Below are 17,705 nucleotides of genomic sequence, written 5' to 3'. Positions count from 1 at the left end.
ATGATGAGTGTAGACGCAAATTTGGCCGCCACCGCCGCGCAAGCGCCGGCAGATAAAGCGGGCAAGCTGAAAATGAGCGGCAACGGCGTTAACGTGTTTTACGGCGATAAGCAGGCGCTGTTTGATGTGGATTTGAATATCTACAAAAATCAGGTGATCTCTTTGATTGGGCCTTCGGGCTGCGGTAAATCCACCTTCCTGCGTTGCTTGAACCGCATGAACGACACCATCGATGTGTGTAAGGTGACCGGCAAGATCGTGTTGGACGAGCAAGATATTTACGACAAAAATATCGACGTGGTTGAGCTGCGTGCCCGCGTGGGCATGGTGTTCCAAAAGCCAAACCCATTCCCCAAAAGCATATATGAGAATGTGGCCTATGGTCCGCGCATCCACGGGATGACACGTTCAAAGGATGAGCTGGACGATTTGGTCACCTCGTCCTTGCGCCGTGCGGGCCTTTGGGAAGAAGTCAAGGATCGTCTGGATCAGCCTGGCACCGGCCTTTCCGGCGGTCAGCAGCAGCGTTTGTGCATTGCCCGCGCCATTGCCACGCAGCCTGAAGTGTTGCTGATGGACGAGCCATGCTCAGCGCTCGATCCCATCGCCACAGCGATTATTGAAGAATTGATTGACGAATTGCGCGCGAACTTTACGATTGTAATCGTGACCCACTCCATGCAGCAGGCGGCGCGGGTGAGCCAGAAAACAGCGTTCTTCCATTTGGGCAAGCTGATTGAAGAGGGCCCAACTGACCAGATTTTCACCAACCCGATCAACAAAAAGACGCAAGACTATATTACAGGGCGTATCGGGTAATAATAAGCGGCGAAAGACATAATTATGGCAACTCCAGATAACGAACATATTGTTACCTCTTACGAAGATGAACTGACATCTTTGACGCGCGCCATTTCAGAAATGGGCGGCATGGTGGAGGTGGCCATCACCAACGCCACCCAAGCACTGATCCGTGTGGATCATGAGCTGGCCAAGCAAACCGCCAATGGCGACAAGCGCGTGGATGATATGCAGCGCCTGATTGACGAGCAGGCCGTCTCCATGATCGCCCGTCGCCAACCCATGGCTGGCGATTTGCGTCACATCGTTTCCGCGATCCACGTGGCTAACGATCTGGAGCGCATTGGCGACATTGCCAAAAACCTGTCGCGCCGGACCCTTCATATCGACAGTCAACGTGTGTCCAAGCAGCTTTATAATGGCGTGCGGCATATGTCGGACCTGTCTTTGCAGCAGGTCAAGCGCGCGCTGGATGCGTTCACCGCACGGGATTCAAAAATCGCCATTGATGTGTGCCGTCGTGATGATGAAGTGGACTCGCTGTACATCTCACTGTTCCGCGAATTCCTCACCTATATGATGGAAGATCCGCGCAACATCACCGATTGCACGCATTTGTTGTTCTGCGCCAAAAATCTGGAACGCGCAGGCGACCACGCGACCAATATCGCAGAAGCAGCCTATTATTTGGAAACAGGCGGCAATCTTTATAACGATATTGAGAGCGGCAAGGTCTCTTTGGGATAAGCCAAAAACTGCGAGGTTGGGGTTATGTCACCACACATACTGATCGTCGAAGATGAAGCCGATCTGGCATTAATGCTGCGCTATAATCTGGAAGCAGAAGGCTATAAGGTCTCCGCCGCCGAAAGCGGTGACGAAGCCGCTTTGATCATGCGCGAAGAAGTGCCAGATTTGATTTTGCTTGATTGGATGCTGCCGGGCCTGTCGGGTATTGAATTATGCCGCCGCTGGCGTACCCGCGAAGAAACAGCCCGCACGCCCATCATTATGATGACCGCACGTGGCGAAGAAGAAGAGCGTGTGCGCGGCTTGGCCACTGGTGCTGATGATTATGTGGTGAAGCCGTTTTCCGTGCCAGAGCTGCTGGCGCGAGTTAAAGCTTTGCTCCGCCGTTCCAACCCGCATCTCACAGCTCAAAGCCTCACCGCAGGCGATATTGAACTGGACCGCCAAACCCACCGCGTCAGTCGTTCCGGTCGCGAGGTGCATTTGGGCCCCACCGAATATCGGTTGCTGGAATATTTAATGCAAAGCCCAGGCCGGGTGTATACCCGCGAGCAATTGCTGGATAGCGTTTGGGGCCATGATGTCTATGTGGATGAACGCACCGTCGACGTCCATGTCGGCCGCCTGCGCAAAGCCATCAACCGCGGCCGCTCAAAAGACCCCATCCGCACCGTCCGCGGCGCCGGCTATTCGTTCGACGAGAAATTCGCCACGGCTTAACGGTTGAAAGATGCCATCTTCCATCTGCTCAGCCAAATAGGAGCTCACGGTAAGACAGGTGCTCCTCAGGATAGCTAGTTAGTTTGAGCTCCATTGCTGTGTGTTGCACCTCGTCGCGCAGCGTGGGGAGCAAATCTTCATCGTCGGTCATTATTGCCAGTTCAACAAATGAACCTAGACCTTCTACGTGATCTAATGTGACGTGAAATTTATCGATGAAATAGATATCTCGACGTTTGTGTATTTGCCGCTTCTCAATGAAGCCGAGTGATTTTAGCATCGCGAGTGCTTTATCATAATTGGCAAGGTCCATTGCCACACATTCATCTTTTGCCGGTCCTTTTGAAATCCAAAGAACGCGTTCAGACGGGCGCATATGCCGGAGAGTGTGAAACTGGCCGTTAGCCTCAAGTCGCCCATCGGGTAAATCAAGAAAAACGTCAGTTTCGGCATTGCCAAGGGTAAAAGGTATGGCTGATAATTTTTCAAGGCGTTCTCTCACAGACGCAATGTCTGCCACCCGGAATTTTCTCTCTACCTCGAAGCGCCCTTTAAAATGATCGCCGGGATCACAAAGCATGCCTTTGGTTTCCAAGTGGTCAGAGCGCTGTTGCATTTAAACAATCCCTTCTCATCATATAGTTCTTATATTGGCGATATTTGCCACTGGCCAGCCGGAAACCTATTAGTTTGGGGGGCATTTCTGCGAAATCTTGGTGCCTGATGCAAACCATTTCAGTTCACTCGAATTTCCGTAACCGATTAAAAACAATTTCATATGTAGGTTTACTACAATTGGGAATTCGGCCATCTTTCGATTTCATTCTGATTACAGGTAAGAATTGCCCAAGCGCCCCTGCGCTTAAGCGCGATTTATTCCGATTTAAGGGGGCGTCTCCCCTGACTTTTTAGATTTTTTTAGGAGCAAGGCATGATCAACAAATATAGATGGTACGAGATTGTGGGCATCTATATTGGCATCGCCATATTCCTCACCTTTATCCTCGCGCCCTTCATTGAAGCATTTTTGGTGTCGCTGCGCCCTTGGCGGGAAATCGTGTCTATACCCTATGAAGTCTTCACTGAAGGCATGAGCTTTGACGCTTATTTCAGTGTGTGGAACCATGTGCCTCTGCTCGGGCACTATATTTGGAACAGCTTTTTCATTGCCAGCAGCGTGACCATCCTGACCCTGATTGCGGTGATCCCCGCCGCTTGGGCCTTTGGGCGATTTGAGTTTAAGGGCCGCGAGGTGCTGCTCACCGCATTTCTGACCATCACCATGATTGGGCCGACCGTTTTTATTTTGCCCCTGTTCAAGATTTTTCTCAAATTCGGGCTTCTTGATACCTATTGGGCAGTGATTTTGCCCGGCGCGACCTTTTTGATCCCGGTGGGCATCTGGCTGCTGCGCTCTTACATGTTGACCATCCCCCGCGAGCTTGAAGAAGCCGCATGGGTCGATGGCGCTTCAAGGCTCTACATTTTGCGCCGAGTCATCATGCCCATTGCCATGCCGGGCATCGCCGTGGTTGCGATCGCGACCTTTATCGGCGCCTATTCGCAACAATTTGTGATCGCCTTCGCCTTTTTGTGGACGCCGGAAATGCAGCCCCTGCCGCTTGGGTTATTTCCGTATGCACAAGGATCGGTGGCGCGATGGAACGACGTGATGGCTGCCAGCCTGATCGGTATCTTACCGGTTTTGCTCATTTTTCCATTTGTGCAACGGCGCATGGTCGCCGGTCTCACCGCCGGTGCAGTGAAGCAATAGCGGCCCCGCCGCACCAAGAGGCCGGATTTCTCAGCATATCCGGCTTGCATTAGGGGTGGTCTATGGTTTAGAACACCTCTTTTCCGGTCGCAGCCTACCCGGATATCAAAACAAGGGCCCTAAAAATGAAAACACTCGTTATCTGCTCGGGCGGGCTGGATTCCGTCTCGCTCGCGCATATTATAGCCGATCAGCATGAGCTGACCCGGCTTGTCTCCTTCGATTATGGCCAACGCCATCGCAAGGAGCTTGATTTTGCAGCCGCGGCTGCCAAGCGCTTAAATGTGCCCCATCATCTCATGGATATGCGCGGCATCGGCGCCGCCTTATCTGGCTCTGCGCTCACTGATGATATTGATGTGCCGGATGGGCACTATGCCGAGGACACAATGCGGGTGACCGTGGTGCCGAACCGCAATGCCATCATGCTCACCATCGGCTTTGGCATCGCCGCCGCCAATGGCGATGAGGCCGTGGCCACGGCGGTGCATGGCGGTGACCATTTTATCTATCCCGATTGCCGCCCCGAATTCACCCGCGCCTTCGATAAGATGCAAAAGGCAGCGCTGGATGGCTATGCAAATGTTCAGCTCTATACCCCGTTTGTGGAGCGCAGCAAGGCAGACATTGTGAAAGAAGGCGCGGCACACAGCACTCCTTTTGCTGAAACCTGGTCTTGCTACAAAGGGGGCGAGGCGCATTGCGGCCGGTGCGGCACATGTGTCGAACGCCGCGAAGCCTTCCACCTTGCGGGCGTGGCAGACCCCACACTTTATGCTGATCCAGATTATTGGCTTGAAGCCGTGGCAGAAGGGGAGAAGCGATAATGTTCCGTATTCGCAAAGAATTTCATTTCTCCGCCTCGCATCAATTGGACCATTTGCCCGCAGACCATCAATGCGCGCGGTTGCACGGCCACAACTATATTGTCGTTGTGGAGCTGGCCGCCGAAACCTTAAATCAAGACGGTTTTGTGCGCGATTATCATGATCTTAAACCGCTCAAAACCTATATTGATGATCATTTCGACCACCGGCATTTGAATGACGTGATGGACGGCCCGTCCACAGCGGAAAATATGGCGCTGCATTTTTACAAGTGGTGCCACGCGCGGTGGCCGGAAACCAGTGCGGTTTTGATCAGCGAAACGCCCAAAACATGGGCCGAATACCGCCCATGACTTTGCGCATCGCAGAAATTTTTGGCCCCACAGTGCAGGGCGAGGGCGCACTGATCGGTGAACCCACCGTCTTTATCCGCGCGGGCGGGTGCGATTATCGTTGCAGCTGGTGCGATAGCCTTCATGCTGTGGAAAGTCAGTATCGCCACGATTGGGCCGCGATGAGTGATGAGGCCGTGTGGGACGAGGTGCTGCGGCTTTCTGGCGGGCAACCGCTCACGGTGTCACTGAGCGGCGGCAACCCCGCCATTCAAGATTTTGGCCCGGTCATCGCGCGGGGCCGCGCGGCGGGGTATCGTTTCGCCTGCGAAACCCAAGGTTCTGTTGCACGGCCGTGGTTTGCCGAGCTGGACACATTGGTGCTGTCGCCCAAGCCACCCTCCAGCGGCGAAGTGGTGAACTGGTCCAACTTCGATGAATGCCTAAAAGCGGGTGCTGCGGCGCGGCAAATGGTGATGAAGATCGTCATTTTCGACCAGACCGATTATGATTGGGCAAAGCAAGTCCATGGCCGCTATCCTGATCTGCCGCTTTATCTTCAACCCGGCAACCCAGAGGTGGACCCTCAAACCCCAATTGACCCGCAATCGCTTATTGACCGATTGGCGTGGCTAACAGACACAGCGATGGCTGATCGCTGGTTCGCCCCCCGTATCTTGCCGCAACTGCATGTGTTGTTGTGGGGCAATAAACGCGGCGTATAGGAGAAACTCATGACTGAAAATATCTATGCGAACTTAAAGCAACTGGGCGGCGAAACCCGCATTCCAGCTTCGCCGGAAGAGGCAGAGCTGGAGCGTGTGCCCAACCCGCAAGCAGATGTGACCTACAATGTGCGCTTCACCGCACCGGAGTTCACCTCACTTTGCCCGATGACAGGCCAGCCAGATTTCGCGCATCTGGTGATTGATTATGCCCCCGGCGCGTGGCTGGTGGAGTCAAAATCGCTCAAGCTGTTTCTAATCTCCTTCCGCAACCACGGCGCCTTCCATGAAGATTGCACCATCTCCATCGCGCGCCGCCTGGTCGATTTTCTAGAGCCGCAATGGCTCCGGATCGGCGGCTATTGGTATCCACGCGGCGGTATCCCCATCGATGTGTTCTGGCAATCTGGCCCCGTCCCCGAACAACTCTGGCTCCCAGACCAAGGCGTCCCCCCTTACAGAGGCCGCGGCTAACCACACAACCCATCCGCAGCGCCCAAATGGAAAAAGACGGACGAGCGCCGCGAGGACCCCGCGCGACTTTTCGCGCGCGCCCGCGCAGGCTAGGCACCGTTAGGTGCCGCTCAACCGTGAGCGAAAAGAACATTGCCCCGGCAATGGAAAAAGACGGACGAGCGCCGCGAGGACCCCGCGCGACTTTTCGCGCGCGCCCGCGCAGGCTAGGCACCGTGAGGTGCCGCTCACCCGTGAGCGAAAAGAACATTGCCCCGGCAATGGAAAAAGACGGACGAGCGCCGCGAGGACCCCGCGCGACTTTTCGCGCGCGCCCGCGCAGGCTAGGCACCGCAAGGTGCCGCTCAGCCGTGAGCGAAATAAAACTCAAAATGAGCTACCCGATGAACCCGGACCGCCCGAGGGCGACCCGGTTTCTGTTCAAACCGCAGCGGTTTTGCAGCCTTATGCCGCTTTCTCGGATGCACTAATTCGCGCCACCAGATCGTCCGCAGAGCGGTCCGCATTCTCTAGCGCGTTTTCGGCCATAAAGTGCTGATCAGCAGCAACAAATTCCACATCATCAATCCCGATGAACCCAAGAATATGGCGCAAAAAGTCGCTGGCAAAATCGATGTCAGAGCCAAACGGCGTGCCGCCCGATGCAAAAGTCACAATCGCCTTCTTCCCTTTCAACAGTCCTTTTGGCCCATCTTCGCTGTAAACGAATGTTTTACGCGCGCGGCAGATCAAATCAATCCAGGCTTTCAGACTGGCCGACACGGCAAAATTATAGAGCGCCACCCCGATGACCAATATATCCGCCTCTTCAATTTCAGCGATCAATTGATCGGATAGGGCCAGCACCTCTTGCTGCGCAGCCGTCCGATCTTCTTCCTGACTATTGTTGGCCATAACCCATTCCTGCGTAATAAGGGGCAGGCTGTTGTTCAGATCGCGCAGCACCACCTGGTCAACAAGGCCTTGATCAGCCAGCTGATCAATGATCCGCGTGGCCAGGCGGCCGGATTGGCTGGCCTCTCCCATCACGCTGCTATTCACCTGCAAAATTTTCATTTTTTCGCTCATGCCATATTCCTTCCAATTGTATTCGGGGCTTGGCCCACATGGTGTCGAGCGGAAGCAATAGCAGCTTTACATATCCAGAATAATAGCATTAGATAGCAAGATATTATTGCAATTTGGAGAATAATGTGAGTCATCTCGATGAGATGCGCACCTTCGTGGCTGTCACAGATGCGCAGAGCCTGACCGGTGCCGCGGGCACATTGAACATTGCCTTGTCGGCGGTCAGTCGACGCTTGAAGGAGCTGGAGCGGCGGCTCGGCACAACCCTGATTTTGCGCTCGACAAGAAGTATAAATCTAACCACTGCGGGCGAGGATTATCTCTGGCGCTGCCGCCGCATACTCGACGATATTCAAGAAGCCGAAAGTGCCGTTTCCCAAGGTGCAAAAAAGCTGATGGGCCGCATTCGCATGGCCGCGCCCCTCACATTTTCAACCCAGCATCTGGGCCCCATCCTGTTGGATTTTATGGTCCAGCATCCTGAGGTGAATATTGATCTTGATCTCAATGATCGGCGGGTGGATTTGATTGGTGAAGGGTTCGACCTCACCATCAGAATTGGCCAATTGTCCGATAGCGGTCTGATCGCAAAGCGGCTGACCACCATTCGCCGGGTGCCTTGTGCCGCTCCTGCGCTTTTGGCAGCATATGGGCAGCCGGAAAAACCGGAAGATCTGGCTGAACTTCCGATCTTGACCTATCGCTCCACCCGCAACCACCTCACATGGCCCTTCACCCGTCCCGACGGCACCAGTGGTGTCGTCAAGCTCGGCAGCCGCATGGCCGTCAACAATGGTGATATGCTGTGCATGGCAGCGGAAAAAGGGCTTGGGGTGGTGCTTGAGCCTACCTTCATCACCTATCAAGCCATCGCGTCGGGCACACTTGTGCCGCTTTTTGCCGATCATGAATGGTCAGACTATGCGGCCTACGCCCTTTTCGCCCAAAACCGCAATATACCTCGTCGCGTGCGGTCGCTGATTGACTTTATAGCCGAAGAACTCTCGCCCGAACCAGCTTGGGACCGCCATATTTCCTTTACTTAAGAGGGAAAAGGCTGCGCGCGAACACAACAAACCACCGCCCCCATGAAACGTGGCGCTACCCACCCGCAAGCGAAAAGCACATTGACACAACAATGGGAAAAGACGGACGAGCACCGCGAGGACCCCGGCGCACTTTTGCGCCGCGCCCGCGCAGGTTAGGCACCGAGAGGTGCCGCTCAACCGCGAGCGAAAACAAAATTGCCGCCGCAATGGAAAAGACGGACGAGCGCCGCGAGGACCCCGGCGCACTTTTGCGCCGCGCCCGCGCAGGTTAGGCACCGGAAGGTGCCGCTCAACCGTGAGCGAAAACAAACACCCCAACCGCGAGCGAAAAAACTCCAAAAAAGGGCCGCACAAAGCGACCCGATTTTAAGTCATATATCTCTAGCTTTTCTTGCGCCGATCAAGGGAGTGATAAGCCCGCTTGGAGTGGAACTCGCAATAAGGCTTGCCTTCATCGCTGTGCCGACCACAAAAGTGGAAGTCTTCAGAAACAGGGTCACCAATTGGCCACTTACATGTGTGCTCATTCAGTTCCATCAAGCCAATGCGATCGGCCTCTGGAATGAAAATCTCAGATTCAGCATTTAATTCAAATGATTGCTCGGCTTCTGTATCGGCACTCATTTTCAACGCTGTGTTGCCGGCAACAGCAGGGCCGCCGCTGGAACGGCGCGGTGCGGATGCTGCGGCTGGGCGGCTGCCCGCGCTGCGTGCTGTAGTGCTCGAGGCGCTGCCACTCGGTCGCCTTGGCGCACTCGCGGCTGTTGCCCGCGGTTTACGCGCACGTGGTGCTGAAGAAGCAGGCTTTGCCCGGCCAGAAAGTTTCAACCGGTGTACTTTGCCGATCACCGCATTGCGGGTCACCCCTTCGCCAAGCTCTGCCGCGATCTGGCTTGCGCTCAAGCCTTCCATCCAGAGTTTTTTCAAAATCGCAACGCGCTCGTCTGTCCACGCCATGGAGTTCCTCCATTTTAATCAAAAGATAGACTCGGGCACCTCACCGAAAAATGCGTAAAATCCGGTTCAAATACCATCCATCGTATGTACTTATAGGTCCGCCACACGAGATATCGTGTTCCTATAGGATTACTTTACAAGACCGGATGAATCCGTGACAAGGCTCGAGTGGCTTTTATTCCGGTTATCCAAGACATTTTTCACCAGCGTTGCATTTAGGCAATTTCGCAACCAATTGACATTTTCTGGCTAAACTGGTCATAAATGCATTGGTTATCGCGTTGCGCCGTTGCGGGCAACGCGTTTTTTGGTTTTAGGTGCCTGTGTCGCACCAATTAAAGGGCAGAAAGGAACATCAAGACAATGTCCGCACTCTATAAAAACTATCAACGCGCCGATCTCTCGTTTGAGCGGGGCGAAGGGGTGCGACTATTCTCATCTGATGGAGGAGAATATCTTGATTTTGCCGCTGGCATTGCCGTCAATGCATTGGGCCATGCTGATCCGTATGTTGTGCGTGCATTAAAAGAGCAAGCAGAAAAGCTCTGGCACGTCTCCAACATCTTTTCTATTCCCGAAGCGGAAAAGCTTGCGCAGCGTTTGGTCGACAGTTCTTTCGCGGATATGGTGTTCTTCACCAATTCTGGCGCGGAAGCCATTGAATGTGCCATTAAAACAGCGCGGCGCTATTTTTATGATCAGGGTCAGGCCGATCGTTATGAGATCATCACTTTCACAGGTGCGTTTCATGGCCGGACCTTGGGCACCATCGCCGCAGGCGGCAACGAAGCCTATTTAACAGGCTTCGGCCCCAAGGCCGGAGGTTTCCCTCAGGTCCCCGCTGGCGATCTCGATGCTGTAAAAGCTGCCATCAACGATAAAACCGCTGCCATTTTGCTTGAGCCTATTCAAGGCGAAAGTGGCATCAATGTCTTTAGCACCGAATTTTTGCGTGCATTGCGCGCCCTGTGTGACGAGCATGGCATCTTGTTGATTTTGGATGAAATCCAATGTGGCTATGGCCGCACCGGTAAAATGTTTGCTTATGAATGGGCAGGCATTGAGCCAGATGTGATGGCATTGGCCAAAGGCATTGGCGGCGGCTTCCCGCTCGGCGCGTGTTTGGCGACTGAAAAGGTCGGCGCTTCGATGGTGCCAGGCACCCACGGCAGCACCTATGGTGGCAACCCCATGGCTTGTGCTGTGGGCAATGCTGTGTTGGACCGCATTTCAGAAGATGGCTTTTTGGACCATGTTGAAGAGATGGGCAAATATTTGAGCTGGTCTTTGCAGCAATTGGCACAAAAGTTCCCCAACGAGGTGTTGGAGGTGCGCGGCAAGGGCTTGATGGCCGGCATAAAGGTCAATCAGCCTGCTGGTGAATTGGTGGCGAAATTGCGCGATCAACATCTGCTTGTCGCAGGCGCAGGTGATAATGTTATCCGTTTTCTGCCGCCGCTCATTGTTGAAAAACAGGATATAGATGAGGCGATCAACCGAATGGAAAAAGCGTTCTCCGCTTAATTCGTTCAACAGATCTTCGCTTCCCCCACAAGCAACTCATGACAAAAGGACAGTCACCATGGCTGCAACACAACATTTTTTGGATCTCGGTCAGTTCACAAAAGAAGAACTGAGAAAAATTCTCGATTTGGCGCACGCCCTCAAAGCAAAATTGAAAGAGGGTGAAAAACCACCTTTGTTGAAAGACAAAGTGTTGGCTATGATTTTCGACCGAGAAAGCACCCGCACCCGCGTTTCATTTGACGTGGGCATGCGCCAGCTTGGCGGCCAAACATTGATGTTGACGGGTGACGAAATGCAATTGTCGCGCGATGAAACCATCGCCGATACGGCGCGCGTCATGTCGCGCTATGTCGATGCCATCATGATCCGGCTGCTCAGCCATGATGATCTGGAAGAAATGGCTGCGGCGGCGACCATTCCGGTGATCAATGGCCTAACGCGCTTTTCGCACCCTTGCCAGATCATGGCCGACATTATGACTTATGAAGAACATCGTGGGCCAATTGAAGGCATCAAGATTGCCTGGCAGGGCGATTGTAACAATGTGTTGATGTCATGGATTCAGGCTGCAAAATTGTTTAATTGTCAGTTGAATATTGCGTGTCCTGAACAATATAAGCCAAATCAGGCCATGCAGGCAGAGATAAATGCCAGCAACGGTAAGGTGCGTGTCACCCAAGATCCGATTGAGGCCATGAAAGATGTGGATTTGGTCATCACAGACACTTGGGTGTCTATGGGTGATCTGGACGCCACCATCCGTCGTGAAATCTTGTCTCCACACCGGGTGACAGACGAATTGATGGCCGAGGCAAAGCCCGACGCCATCTTTATGCATTGTTTGCCCGCGCACCGCGGTGACGAGGTGACGTCCGACGTGTTGGATGGGCCCAAATCGGTTGTTTTTGACGAAGCTGAAAATCGGCTGCATGCCCAAAAAGCAGTTTTGTGCTGGGTGTTCGGCATTGAGGAGCTTAAATGACAGAAGACTTTTTGAAAGCCGCTGGGTTGGACCGCGAGGAAAGCCTTAGCGATAGCGTGGTGCCTTTTGCTGTTGAAGGGCTGGATGTCCGGGGCCGTTCGGTCAAAATGGATGAAGCGCTGCACACAATATTGACACGGCACGATTATCCAACGCCCGTGGCGCGCCTGCTGGGCGAAGCCATTGTATTGGCCAGTCTTGTCGGCTCTTCGCTCAAGTTTGAAGGGCGCTTTATTCTGCAAACCCAAACCGATGGCCCGGTCAGCATGATCGTGGTTGATTTGCAAACACCTAACGGGTTGCGCGGCTATGCGCGGTTTGACGAAGTGGCCCTCAGCGAAGCCGCTGAAAAGGGTGCCTTGTCACCTGAAGAATTGTTGGGCAAAGGCATCTTGGCCATGACCATTGATCAGGGCGAGATGACCGAGCGCTATCAAGGCATTGTGCAGTTGGATGGCGACGGATTGGAAGATGTGGCCCACCGCTACTTTATGCAATCTGAACAAATCCCAACCAAAGTTCGTTTGGCCGTTGCCCAGTTTAGCGAAAAAGGCAAAGCGGCGGATCAGTGGCGCGCGGGGGGCATTTTGCTCCAGCATTTGCCCGCACATGGCGAACGGGCCATGGCTGACCTTCCTGGTGATGGGAATTTTGATAATCCTGAAACTGCCGACACTGATTTTGAGCCGGAAAACAACTGGGTTGAGGCCAGCGCCTTGCTTGAAACGGTGGATGATCATGAACTGGTCGATCCGCAGGTTTCATCAGAGCGGCTTTTGTTCCGCCTGTATCATGAAACGGGTGTGCGCGTTTTCGAGCCTATGGTTTTGGAAGAAAAGTGCGGCTGCAATGCCGACAAAATCGAAGCCATGCTGGAGCAGTTTTCCAACGAGGATATCGACTCCATGGTGGTCGATGGTGATATTGAAGTGGTGTGTGAATTTTGCTCCACGGCCTATCATTTCAATCCCCACCTGTTCCTGAAAGACTAGCGCATTCGCTTTTAATTGCGGCAGAAGGTTGATCCGGTGGCGGGCCGCACCACGTAAAGATGTACAAAGTTTAATTTGTTCAAGATGCGCCAGCGGCGTAGATTGAATAAAAACAGGATCTTTACAATGGACCGCCAAGTGGATCAGCCAACCGCCTCTGAACCCGTAGCGCAAAACCCACAACCCGCCGCACCTCAGCGCCGCAGGGTGTCGTTTTTTGGCCTGCTGTTCAGGCTCCTCTTGGCCATCGCCATCATAGGCGGCGCTGGTTTTTTCGCGTTTCAAATGGTCTCTTCCCGGCCAGAGCCGCCTGAACGGCAAGCGCGAGAACGCACCTTCACCGTGCGCACCATTGAAGTGAACGCGCTATCCGCCCAACCCAACCTGACCTATTTTGGCGAAATCGTTGCTGCTGGCTCGCTCGATGTGCGTGCGCAAGTGGTGGGCGAAATTGTGGACATTCATCCAAACGTGGCCGCAGGCAACAGCATCAGTCAAGGCGAGTTGATCGCGCGGATCGACGATTTTGCTTACCGTGGCGCGCTGACCGAAGCCAAGACCAGTTTGGCCGAAGCACAACTAGGCGCCACCGAAGCGCGCGAACGCTTGCAATTGGAAGAAGACAATTTGGATTTCGCCCGTGAGCAGTTGGAGTTATCCAAAAGAGATCTCGAACGCGCGCAGACATTGCTGCAATCAGGCGCGTTGACCCAAAAGAATGTTGATGACCGTGAATTGCTTGTGTCTCAGCGCGAGCAAGCTCTAAAACAACGCCAAGCCAACATTGCCATCCAGCAAGCGCAGCTTGATCGCCAATTGGCCAGCATGGAGCGGTTTGAGTGGCAAGTGGAACGGGCCGAACGTGATCTTGAAAACACCGAAATCTACGCGCCATTCGACGCCGTAATCAACAGTGAAGCCATCGCGTTGGGCAAAATTGTCAACGCCAATGAGGCATTGGTCAGCCTTTACCGCCAAGACCAGTTGGATGTGCGGTTCACCATGTCTGATCGTCAATATGGCCAGATATTTGCTGACGGGCTGATTGATCGCCCGGTTGAAGTCGTGTGGGAAGTTGAGCCGGAAAACCTCACCGCAAACGGACACATCACCCGCGCTGGCGCTGAAATTGATGCTGCCAAGGGCGGGGTGCAGGTCTATGCACGGCTCGAAAATGCGCAGGCGACCACCTTCCGCCCCGGCACCTTTGTCAAAATATTTGTGCCCGGCCGTGAATATGAAGATGTCATCCGCTTGCCGGAAACCGCGATTTACGACAACCGCTTGATTTACACCATTGAAGAGGGACGCATGGTCTCCCACGATGCCGAAATCGTCGCGCGGGATGGCGCACAATTACTGGTGCGTGCTGATATAGACGATGGCGCCGAGGTGATCACCACCCGGCTGGCACAGGCAGGCGATGGTTTGGCGGTGACCGTTGAAGGCGAGGCACCACCCATTCCCGCACGGGGCGAGGGTCGGCGTGGCGACGGAGAACGCCCTGCACAAGGTGAACAACAGTCGCGATCGGACGATAACGCCACCGAGGGTGAAGAATAATGAGTGCCGCCCGCAAAAACCGCGCCCGCTCAATTCTTGAGCTGTTTGTGCGCCACCGCAACGCCGCCAATTTGCTGATGATCTTGATGATCTTGTTTGGCGCATGGGGCGTTTCCAAGCTCAATCGCCAATTCTTTCCCTCGTTGGAAGTGAAGCAAATACAAGTCTCGATGGTCTGGTCCGGCGCCAGTGCCGACGACATTCGAAAAAACATGCTGCAAGCTATTGAGCCGACAGTGCGCTTTTTGGATGGGGTGCGGTCCATGTCGTCACAAGCGCGCGAAGGCTCGGGCACCATTTCGCTTGAATTTGAGCGCGACACCGATATGCGCCAGGCCGAAGCACAGGTCGAGGCGGCAGTCGCCGGGGTAACCAATTTGCCCATCGATGCGGAAACACCTGAAGTGAACAGCCCAAAATTCTTCGACCCCATCGCGGATATTGGGATATCGGGACCATTCCCTGAAGCCACCTTGCGGTTTTATGCCCGCGAAATTCGCGACGGTCTGCTGGATGCCGGCGTCGATCGTGTAACATTTACCGGCTATCGCGACCGCGAGATCAATATCATTGTCGATGATCAAAAGCTGCGACAGCTCGATCTTACTACCGCCGAAATTGCGCAAACTATTTCGCAAAACACAGCCGACCGCCCCTCCGGCTCGGTGGAAGGCGACTTGCAGGCGCAAATCCGAGCGTTGGCCGCTGAAATTGGTGTGAACGAACTGGCGAAGTTGGAACTCAAAACCACGTCCCAAGGCGATAAATTGCTGTTGGGTGATGTGGCGCAAATCGAAGACGGGTTCAACAGCGACCAAAGCGTCGGCTTTATGGGCGGCGATCAGGCCATCCGCTTGTCAGTGTCGCGTTCTGCCACCGCAGACACTGTTGAATCCTTTGAAACCATGAACACCTATTTGGAGGAAATCCGCGAAGTATTGCCCGCTTCATTGCGAATTGAAGTGTTCAACGCGGCCGCCTCGTTGGTGGAAGATCGCTTGGCCTTGCTGGTCAAAAATGGTGTCACGGGGCTGGCGCTTGTCTTGATTGTGCTGTTTATCTTTTTGGATTTCCGTATTGCATTTTGGGTTGCCGTGGGCATTCCCATCTCGCTGTTGATGACCCTTGGGGTGATGTATCTCACGGGCCAAACCATCAATATGATTTCCATGTTTGCGCTGCTCCTCACCCTGGGGATCATTGTGGATGATGCCATTGTGGTGGGCGAGCATACCGCCACCCGCTATGCCATGGGCGACGACCGCGCGGATGCGGCGATTGCCGGGGCAGGGCGCATGGCCGCGCCCGTCATTGCCGCCAGCCTGACGACCATGGCGGCCTTTGGCCCGATTTTGCTGGTAGGCGATGTGGTGGGGCAAATCCTGTCCGCTTTGCCCATGGTGGTCATCGCGGTGCTGATCGCCTCCCTGATCGAATGTTTCTTGGTGTTGCCCGGCCACTTGTCCCATGCTCTGCCCAAAGTGCGTAAAGCGCCGGGCATGTTCCGTCGCAACTTTGACCGTGGGTTTGATTTCTTCAAGGACCGCATTTTTGGTGCGGTGTCGCGCCTGTCTTATCGCTGGCGCTATGCCACCACCGCCATTGCCATCGCGTTGGCGATCTTGGGCGGTGCGTTGATCCCTGCTGGCAAATTGGGATTTGAGTTTTTCCCCTCTGTCGAGGGCGAAACTGTGTCGCTGAATGCCAATTTCCAACCTGGTGTGCCGCAAGAAGATATGTATGCCCTGATTGATGAGATGGGCAAGGTTGTCGAAAAAGTCGAAAAGGAACTGACGCCAGAGGGAGAAACCCTCATTGTGACCAGTTTCGCCTCACTTGATGTGGAAAATGGCCGCGCCAATATTCAAATCTATCTCACGCCGTCTGAACAGCGCTCCGTGCGTACCCGTGAAATCGGCGCCGCCATTCGTCAGCAATTGCCGCGCTTCGCGGGTGTTGACCGTATCGGCGTCCGCGAACCGCGGGGCGGACCTCCAGGACGCGCCATCGATGTGGAATTTACCGGCGCAGATACGGCCACCTTGAAGGCCGCAGCTGAAGATTTGTCCGCTGTGCTCGAAGGCTTCGATGGGGTGCAAGACATCAATGACACCCTTAATTATGGCAAACCCGAACTTGTCCTTGAGCTCACCCCACGCGGCAGCGCATTGGGCTTCAATATCGATAGCTTAGGCAGCCAAATCCGGGACGCTTTTGAGGGGCGTGTCGCCCGTCGTGTTGCGGCAGAGGATGAAGAAATCACCATCCGCGTGGAGCGTGATGGCGAAAATGAGGGCACCTCAGCCCTCAGAAACCTATGGGTGCGGTCGCCAGCGGGTAACTTTGTCCCCTTGCTTGAAGTTGTCGATTTGAGCGAACGTCAAGGCTTCAACCGCATTGTGCGCGAAGAAGGCAAAACCACCGTGCGGGTGATTGCCGATACCGACAACAACATCATTTCGGGGCCCGAAGTCATCACGCGCCTTGAGCAGGATTATATGGGCGCGATTGTGGCCGAACACGGCGTCAATTACAGCTTTGGTGGCACACAAGCCGAGCAGAACGCCGCCTTTGGCGATTTGCGGCTGGGCGGTCTGATCGCGCTGGGCATTATGTATGTGATCATCGCGTGGATTTTCGCGTCCTACTTTGCCCCACTTGCGGTGATGCTCATCATCCCGTTTGGGGTGGTCGGTGCCATTTGGGGCCACTTTATCATGGGCTATTCCCTCACCATCATTTCGGTGATGGGCCTGCTGGGCTTGGCCGGCATTTTGGTCAATGACTCGATTGTGCTTGTGTCGCGATTGCAGGAGCGTCTGGAGGAAGGCGACAGCCTTTATGAAGCGGCCACGGGCGCCTCGCGCGACAGGCTCCGCGCTGTGCTGCTCACATCGCTCACCACCATTGGCGGGCTTACCCCACTGCTGTTTGAAACCAGCTTGCAGGCGCAGTTCCTCATCCCCATGGCGATCACCATCGTGTTTGGGTTGGGCTTGGCCACCGCATTGGTGCTGTTCCTCGTGCCTGCCTTTATCGGCATTGGTGCAGATATTGGTGCCTTCTTTGGCTGGCTGTTCCTGCGCGAAAACGCCCCGAGTTTCCGCGGACTACTGCTCGGCCATCACCACACGGTGCCGCGTCGAACTGATCCAGCAGAATAG

General features: G+C 54.4%; 17 protein-coding genes. 14 read left to right on the top strand and 3 right to left on the bottom strand.

Going from position 1 to position 17,705, the window contains the following annotated elements:
• Window positions 1-3 precede the first annotated feature (3 nt).
• The 3 genes from pstB to phoB are packed head-to-tail and all read left to right on the top strand — an operon-like array spanning window position 4 to window position 2,271.
• Complete coding sequence (pstB, locus tag G549_RS0103665; protein WP_036220939.1) at window positions 4-819, top strand: phosphate ABC transporter ATP-binding protein PstB; 816 nt, start codon at window positions 4-6, stop codon at window positions 817-819.
• 24 nt (window positions 820-843) lie between these two features.
• On the top strand, window positions 844-1,548 hold the full coding sequence (gene phoU / locus G549_RS0103660; RefSeq protein ID WP_036220936.1) for a phosphate signaling complex protein PhoU: 705 nt from the start codon (window positions 844-846) through the stop codon (window positions 1,546-1,548).
• 24 nt (window positions 1,549-1,572) lie between these two features.
• The gene (gene phoB / locus G549_RS0103655) at window positions 1,573-2,271 is read left to right on the top strand and encodes a phosphate regulon transcriptional regulator PhoB (protein ID WP_027833883.1); all 699 of its coding nucleotides are present in this window, start codon (window positions 1,573-1,575) and stop codon (window positions 2,269-2,271) included.
• Window positions 2,272-2,299: 28 nt separating this feature from the next.
• Here phoB and G549_RS0103650 read toward each other — a convergent pair whose 3' ends face one another.
• Window positions 2,300-2,887: a class IV adenylate cyclase gene (locus G549_RS0103650; RefSeq protein WP_051213299.1), complete on the bottom strand. Its 588-nt coding sequence runs from the start codon at window positions 2,885-2,887 to the stop codon at window positions 2,300-2,302.
• A gap of 315 nt (window positions 2,888-3,202) precedes the next feature.
• On the opposite strand from G549_RS0103650, the gene G549_RS0103645 reads away from it, so the two are divergent.
• The 5 genes from G549_RS0103645 to queF all read left to right on the top strand — a co-directional run bounded on the left by G549_RS0103645 (window position 3,203) and on the right by queF (window position 6,403).
• Entirely contained in the window at window positions 3,203-4,045 is an 843-nt protein-coding gene (locus tag G549_RS0103645) for a carbohydrate ABC transporter permease (protein ID WP_027833881.1), read from the top strand.
• Between the two features lie 125 nt (window positions 4,046-4,170).
• Window positions 4,171-4,872: a 7-cyano-7-deazaguanine synthase QueC gene (gene queC, locus G549_RS0103640; protein ID WP_027833880.1), complete on the top strand. Its 702-nt coding sequence runs from the start codon at window positions 4,171-4,173 to the stop codon at window positions 4,870-4,872.
• Window positions 4,872-5,225 carry a 6-carboxytetrahydropterin synthase QueD gene (gene queD / locus G549_RS0103635; protein WP_027833879.1) on the top strand — a complete coding sequence of 118 codons (354 nt, stop codon included), beginning with the start codon at window positions 4,872-4,874 and terminating at the stop codon, window positions 5,223-5,225. The genes queC and queD overlap by 1 nt, the downstream gene beginning before the upstream one ends.
• Window positions 5,204-5,929: a 7-carboxy-7-deazaguanine synthase QueE gene (gene queE, locus G549_RS0103630; protein WP_210162388.1), complete on the top strand. Its 726-nt coding sequence runs from the start codon at window positions 5,204-5,206 to the stop codon at window positions 5,927-5,929. The genes queD and queE overlap by 22 nt, the downstream gene beginning before the upstream one ends.
• Window positions 5,930-5,938: 9 nt before the next feature.
• The gene (gene queF / locus G549_RS0103625; RefSeq protein ID WP_027833877.1) at window positions 5,939-6,403 is read left to right on the top strand and encodes a preQ(1) synthase; all 465 of its coding nucleotides are present in this window, start codon (window positions 5,939-5,941) and stop codon (window positions 6,401-6,403) included.
• Between the two features lie 444 nt (window positions 6,404-6,847).
• Here the strand turns inward: queF and G549_RS0103620 are convergent, their stop codons facing one another.
• Complete coding sequence (locus G549_RS0103620; protein ID WP_027833876.1) at window positions 6,848-7,471, bottom strand: FMN-dependent NADH-azoreductase; 624 nt, start codon at window positions 7,469-7,471, stop codon at window positions 6,848-6,850.
• Between the two features lie 125 nt (window positions 7,472-7,596).
• Between G549_RS0103620 and G549_RS18905 the strand changes: the two genes are divergently transcribed.
• Entirely contained in the window at window positions 7,597-8,517 is a 921-nt protein-coding gene (locus G549_RS18905) for a LysR family transcriptional regulator (protein ID WP_156905468.1), read from the top strand.
• A 384-nt stretch (window positions 8,518-8,901) separates the two neighbouring features.
• On the opposite strand, the gene G549_RS0103610 is transcribed toward G549_RS18905, so the two are convergent.
• On the bottom strand, window positions 8,902-9,477 hold the full coding sequence (locus G549_RS0103610; RefSeq protein WP_027833875.1) for a GcrA family cell cycle regulator: 576 nt from the start codon (window positions 9,475-9,477) through the stop codon (window positions 8,902-8,904).
• 354 nt (window positions 9,478-9,831) lie between these two features.
• Between G549_RS0103610 and G549_RS0103605 the strand changes: the two genes are divergently transcribed.
• The 5 genes from G549_RS0103605 to G549_RS18895 all read left to right on the top strand — a co-directional run bounded on the left by G549_RS0103605 (window position 9,832) and on the right by G549_RS18895 (window position 17,705).
• Complete coding sequence (locus G549_RS0103605; RefSeq protein WP_169449614.1) at window positions 9,832-11,001, top strand: aspartate aminotransferase family protein; 1,170 nt, start codon at window positions 9,832-9,834, stop codon at window positions 10,999-11,001.
• Between the two features lie 58 nt (window positions 11,002-11,059).
• Window positions 11,060-11,986, top strand: coding sequence for an ornithine carbamoyltransferase (argF, locus tag G549_RS0103600; RefSeq protein WP_027833873.1), 927 nt, complete (start codon window positions 11,060-11,062; stop codon window positions 11,984-11,986).
• Window positions 11,983-12,978 (top strand): Hsp33 family molecular chaperone, encoded by a 996-nt coding sequence (locus tag G549_RS0103595; protein ID WP_027833872.1) that lies wholly within the window; start codon window positions 11,983-11,985, stop codon window positions 12,976-12,978. Before argF ends, G549_RS0103595 begins: the two co-directional genes overlap by 4 nt.
• Before the next feature lie 126 nt (window positions 12,979-13,104).
• A complete protein-coding gene (locus tag G549_RS18900; protein WP_051213297.1) occupies window positions 13,105-14,541 on the top strand; it encodes an efflux RND transporter periplasmic adaptor subunit in 1,437 nt (478 codons plus the stop codon).
• On the top strand, window positions 14,541-17,705 hold the full coding sequence (locus tag G549_RS18895; protein WP_051213295.1) for an efflux RND transporter permease subunit: 3,165 nt from the start codon (window positions 14,541-14,543) through the stop codon (window positions 17,703-17,705). The genes G549_RS18900 and G549_RS18895 overlap by 1 nt, the downstream gene beginning before the upstream one ends.

The sequence above is a fragment of the Maritalea myrionectae DSM 19524 genome (assembly GCF_000423365.1).
Lineage (GTDB): Bacteria > Pseudomonadota > Alphaproteobacteria > Rhizobiales > Devosiaceae > Maritalea > Maritalea myrionectae.
This window is presented reverse-complemented; position numbering and strand designations above follow the sequence as displayed.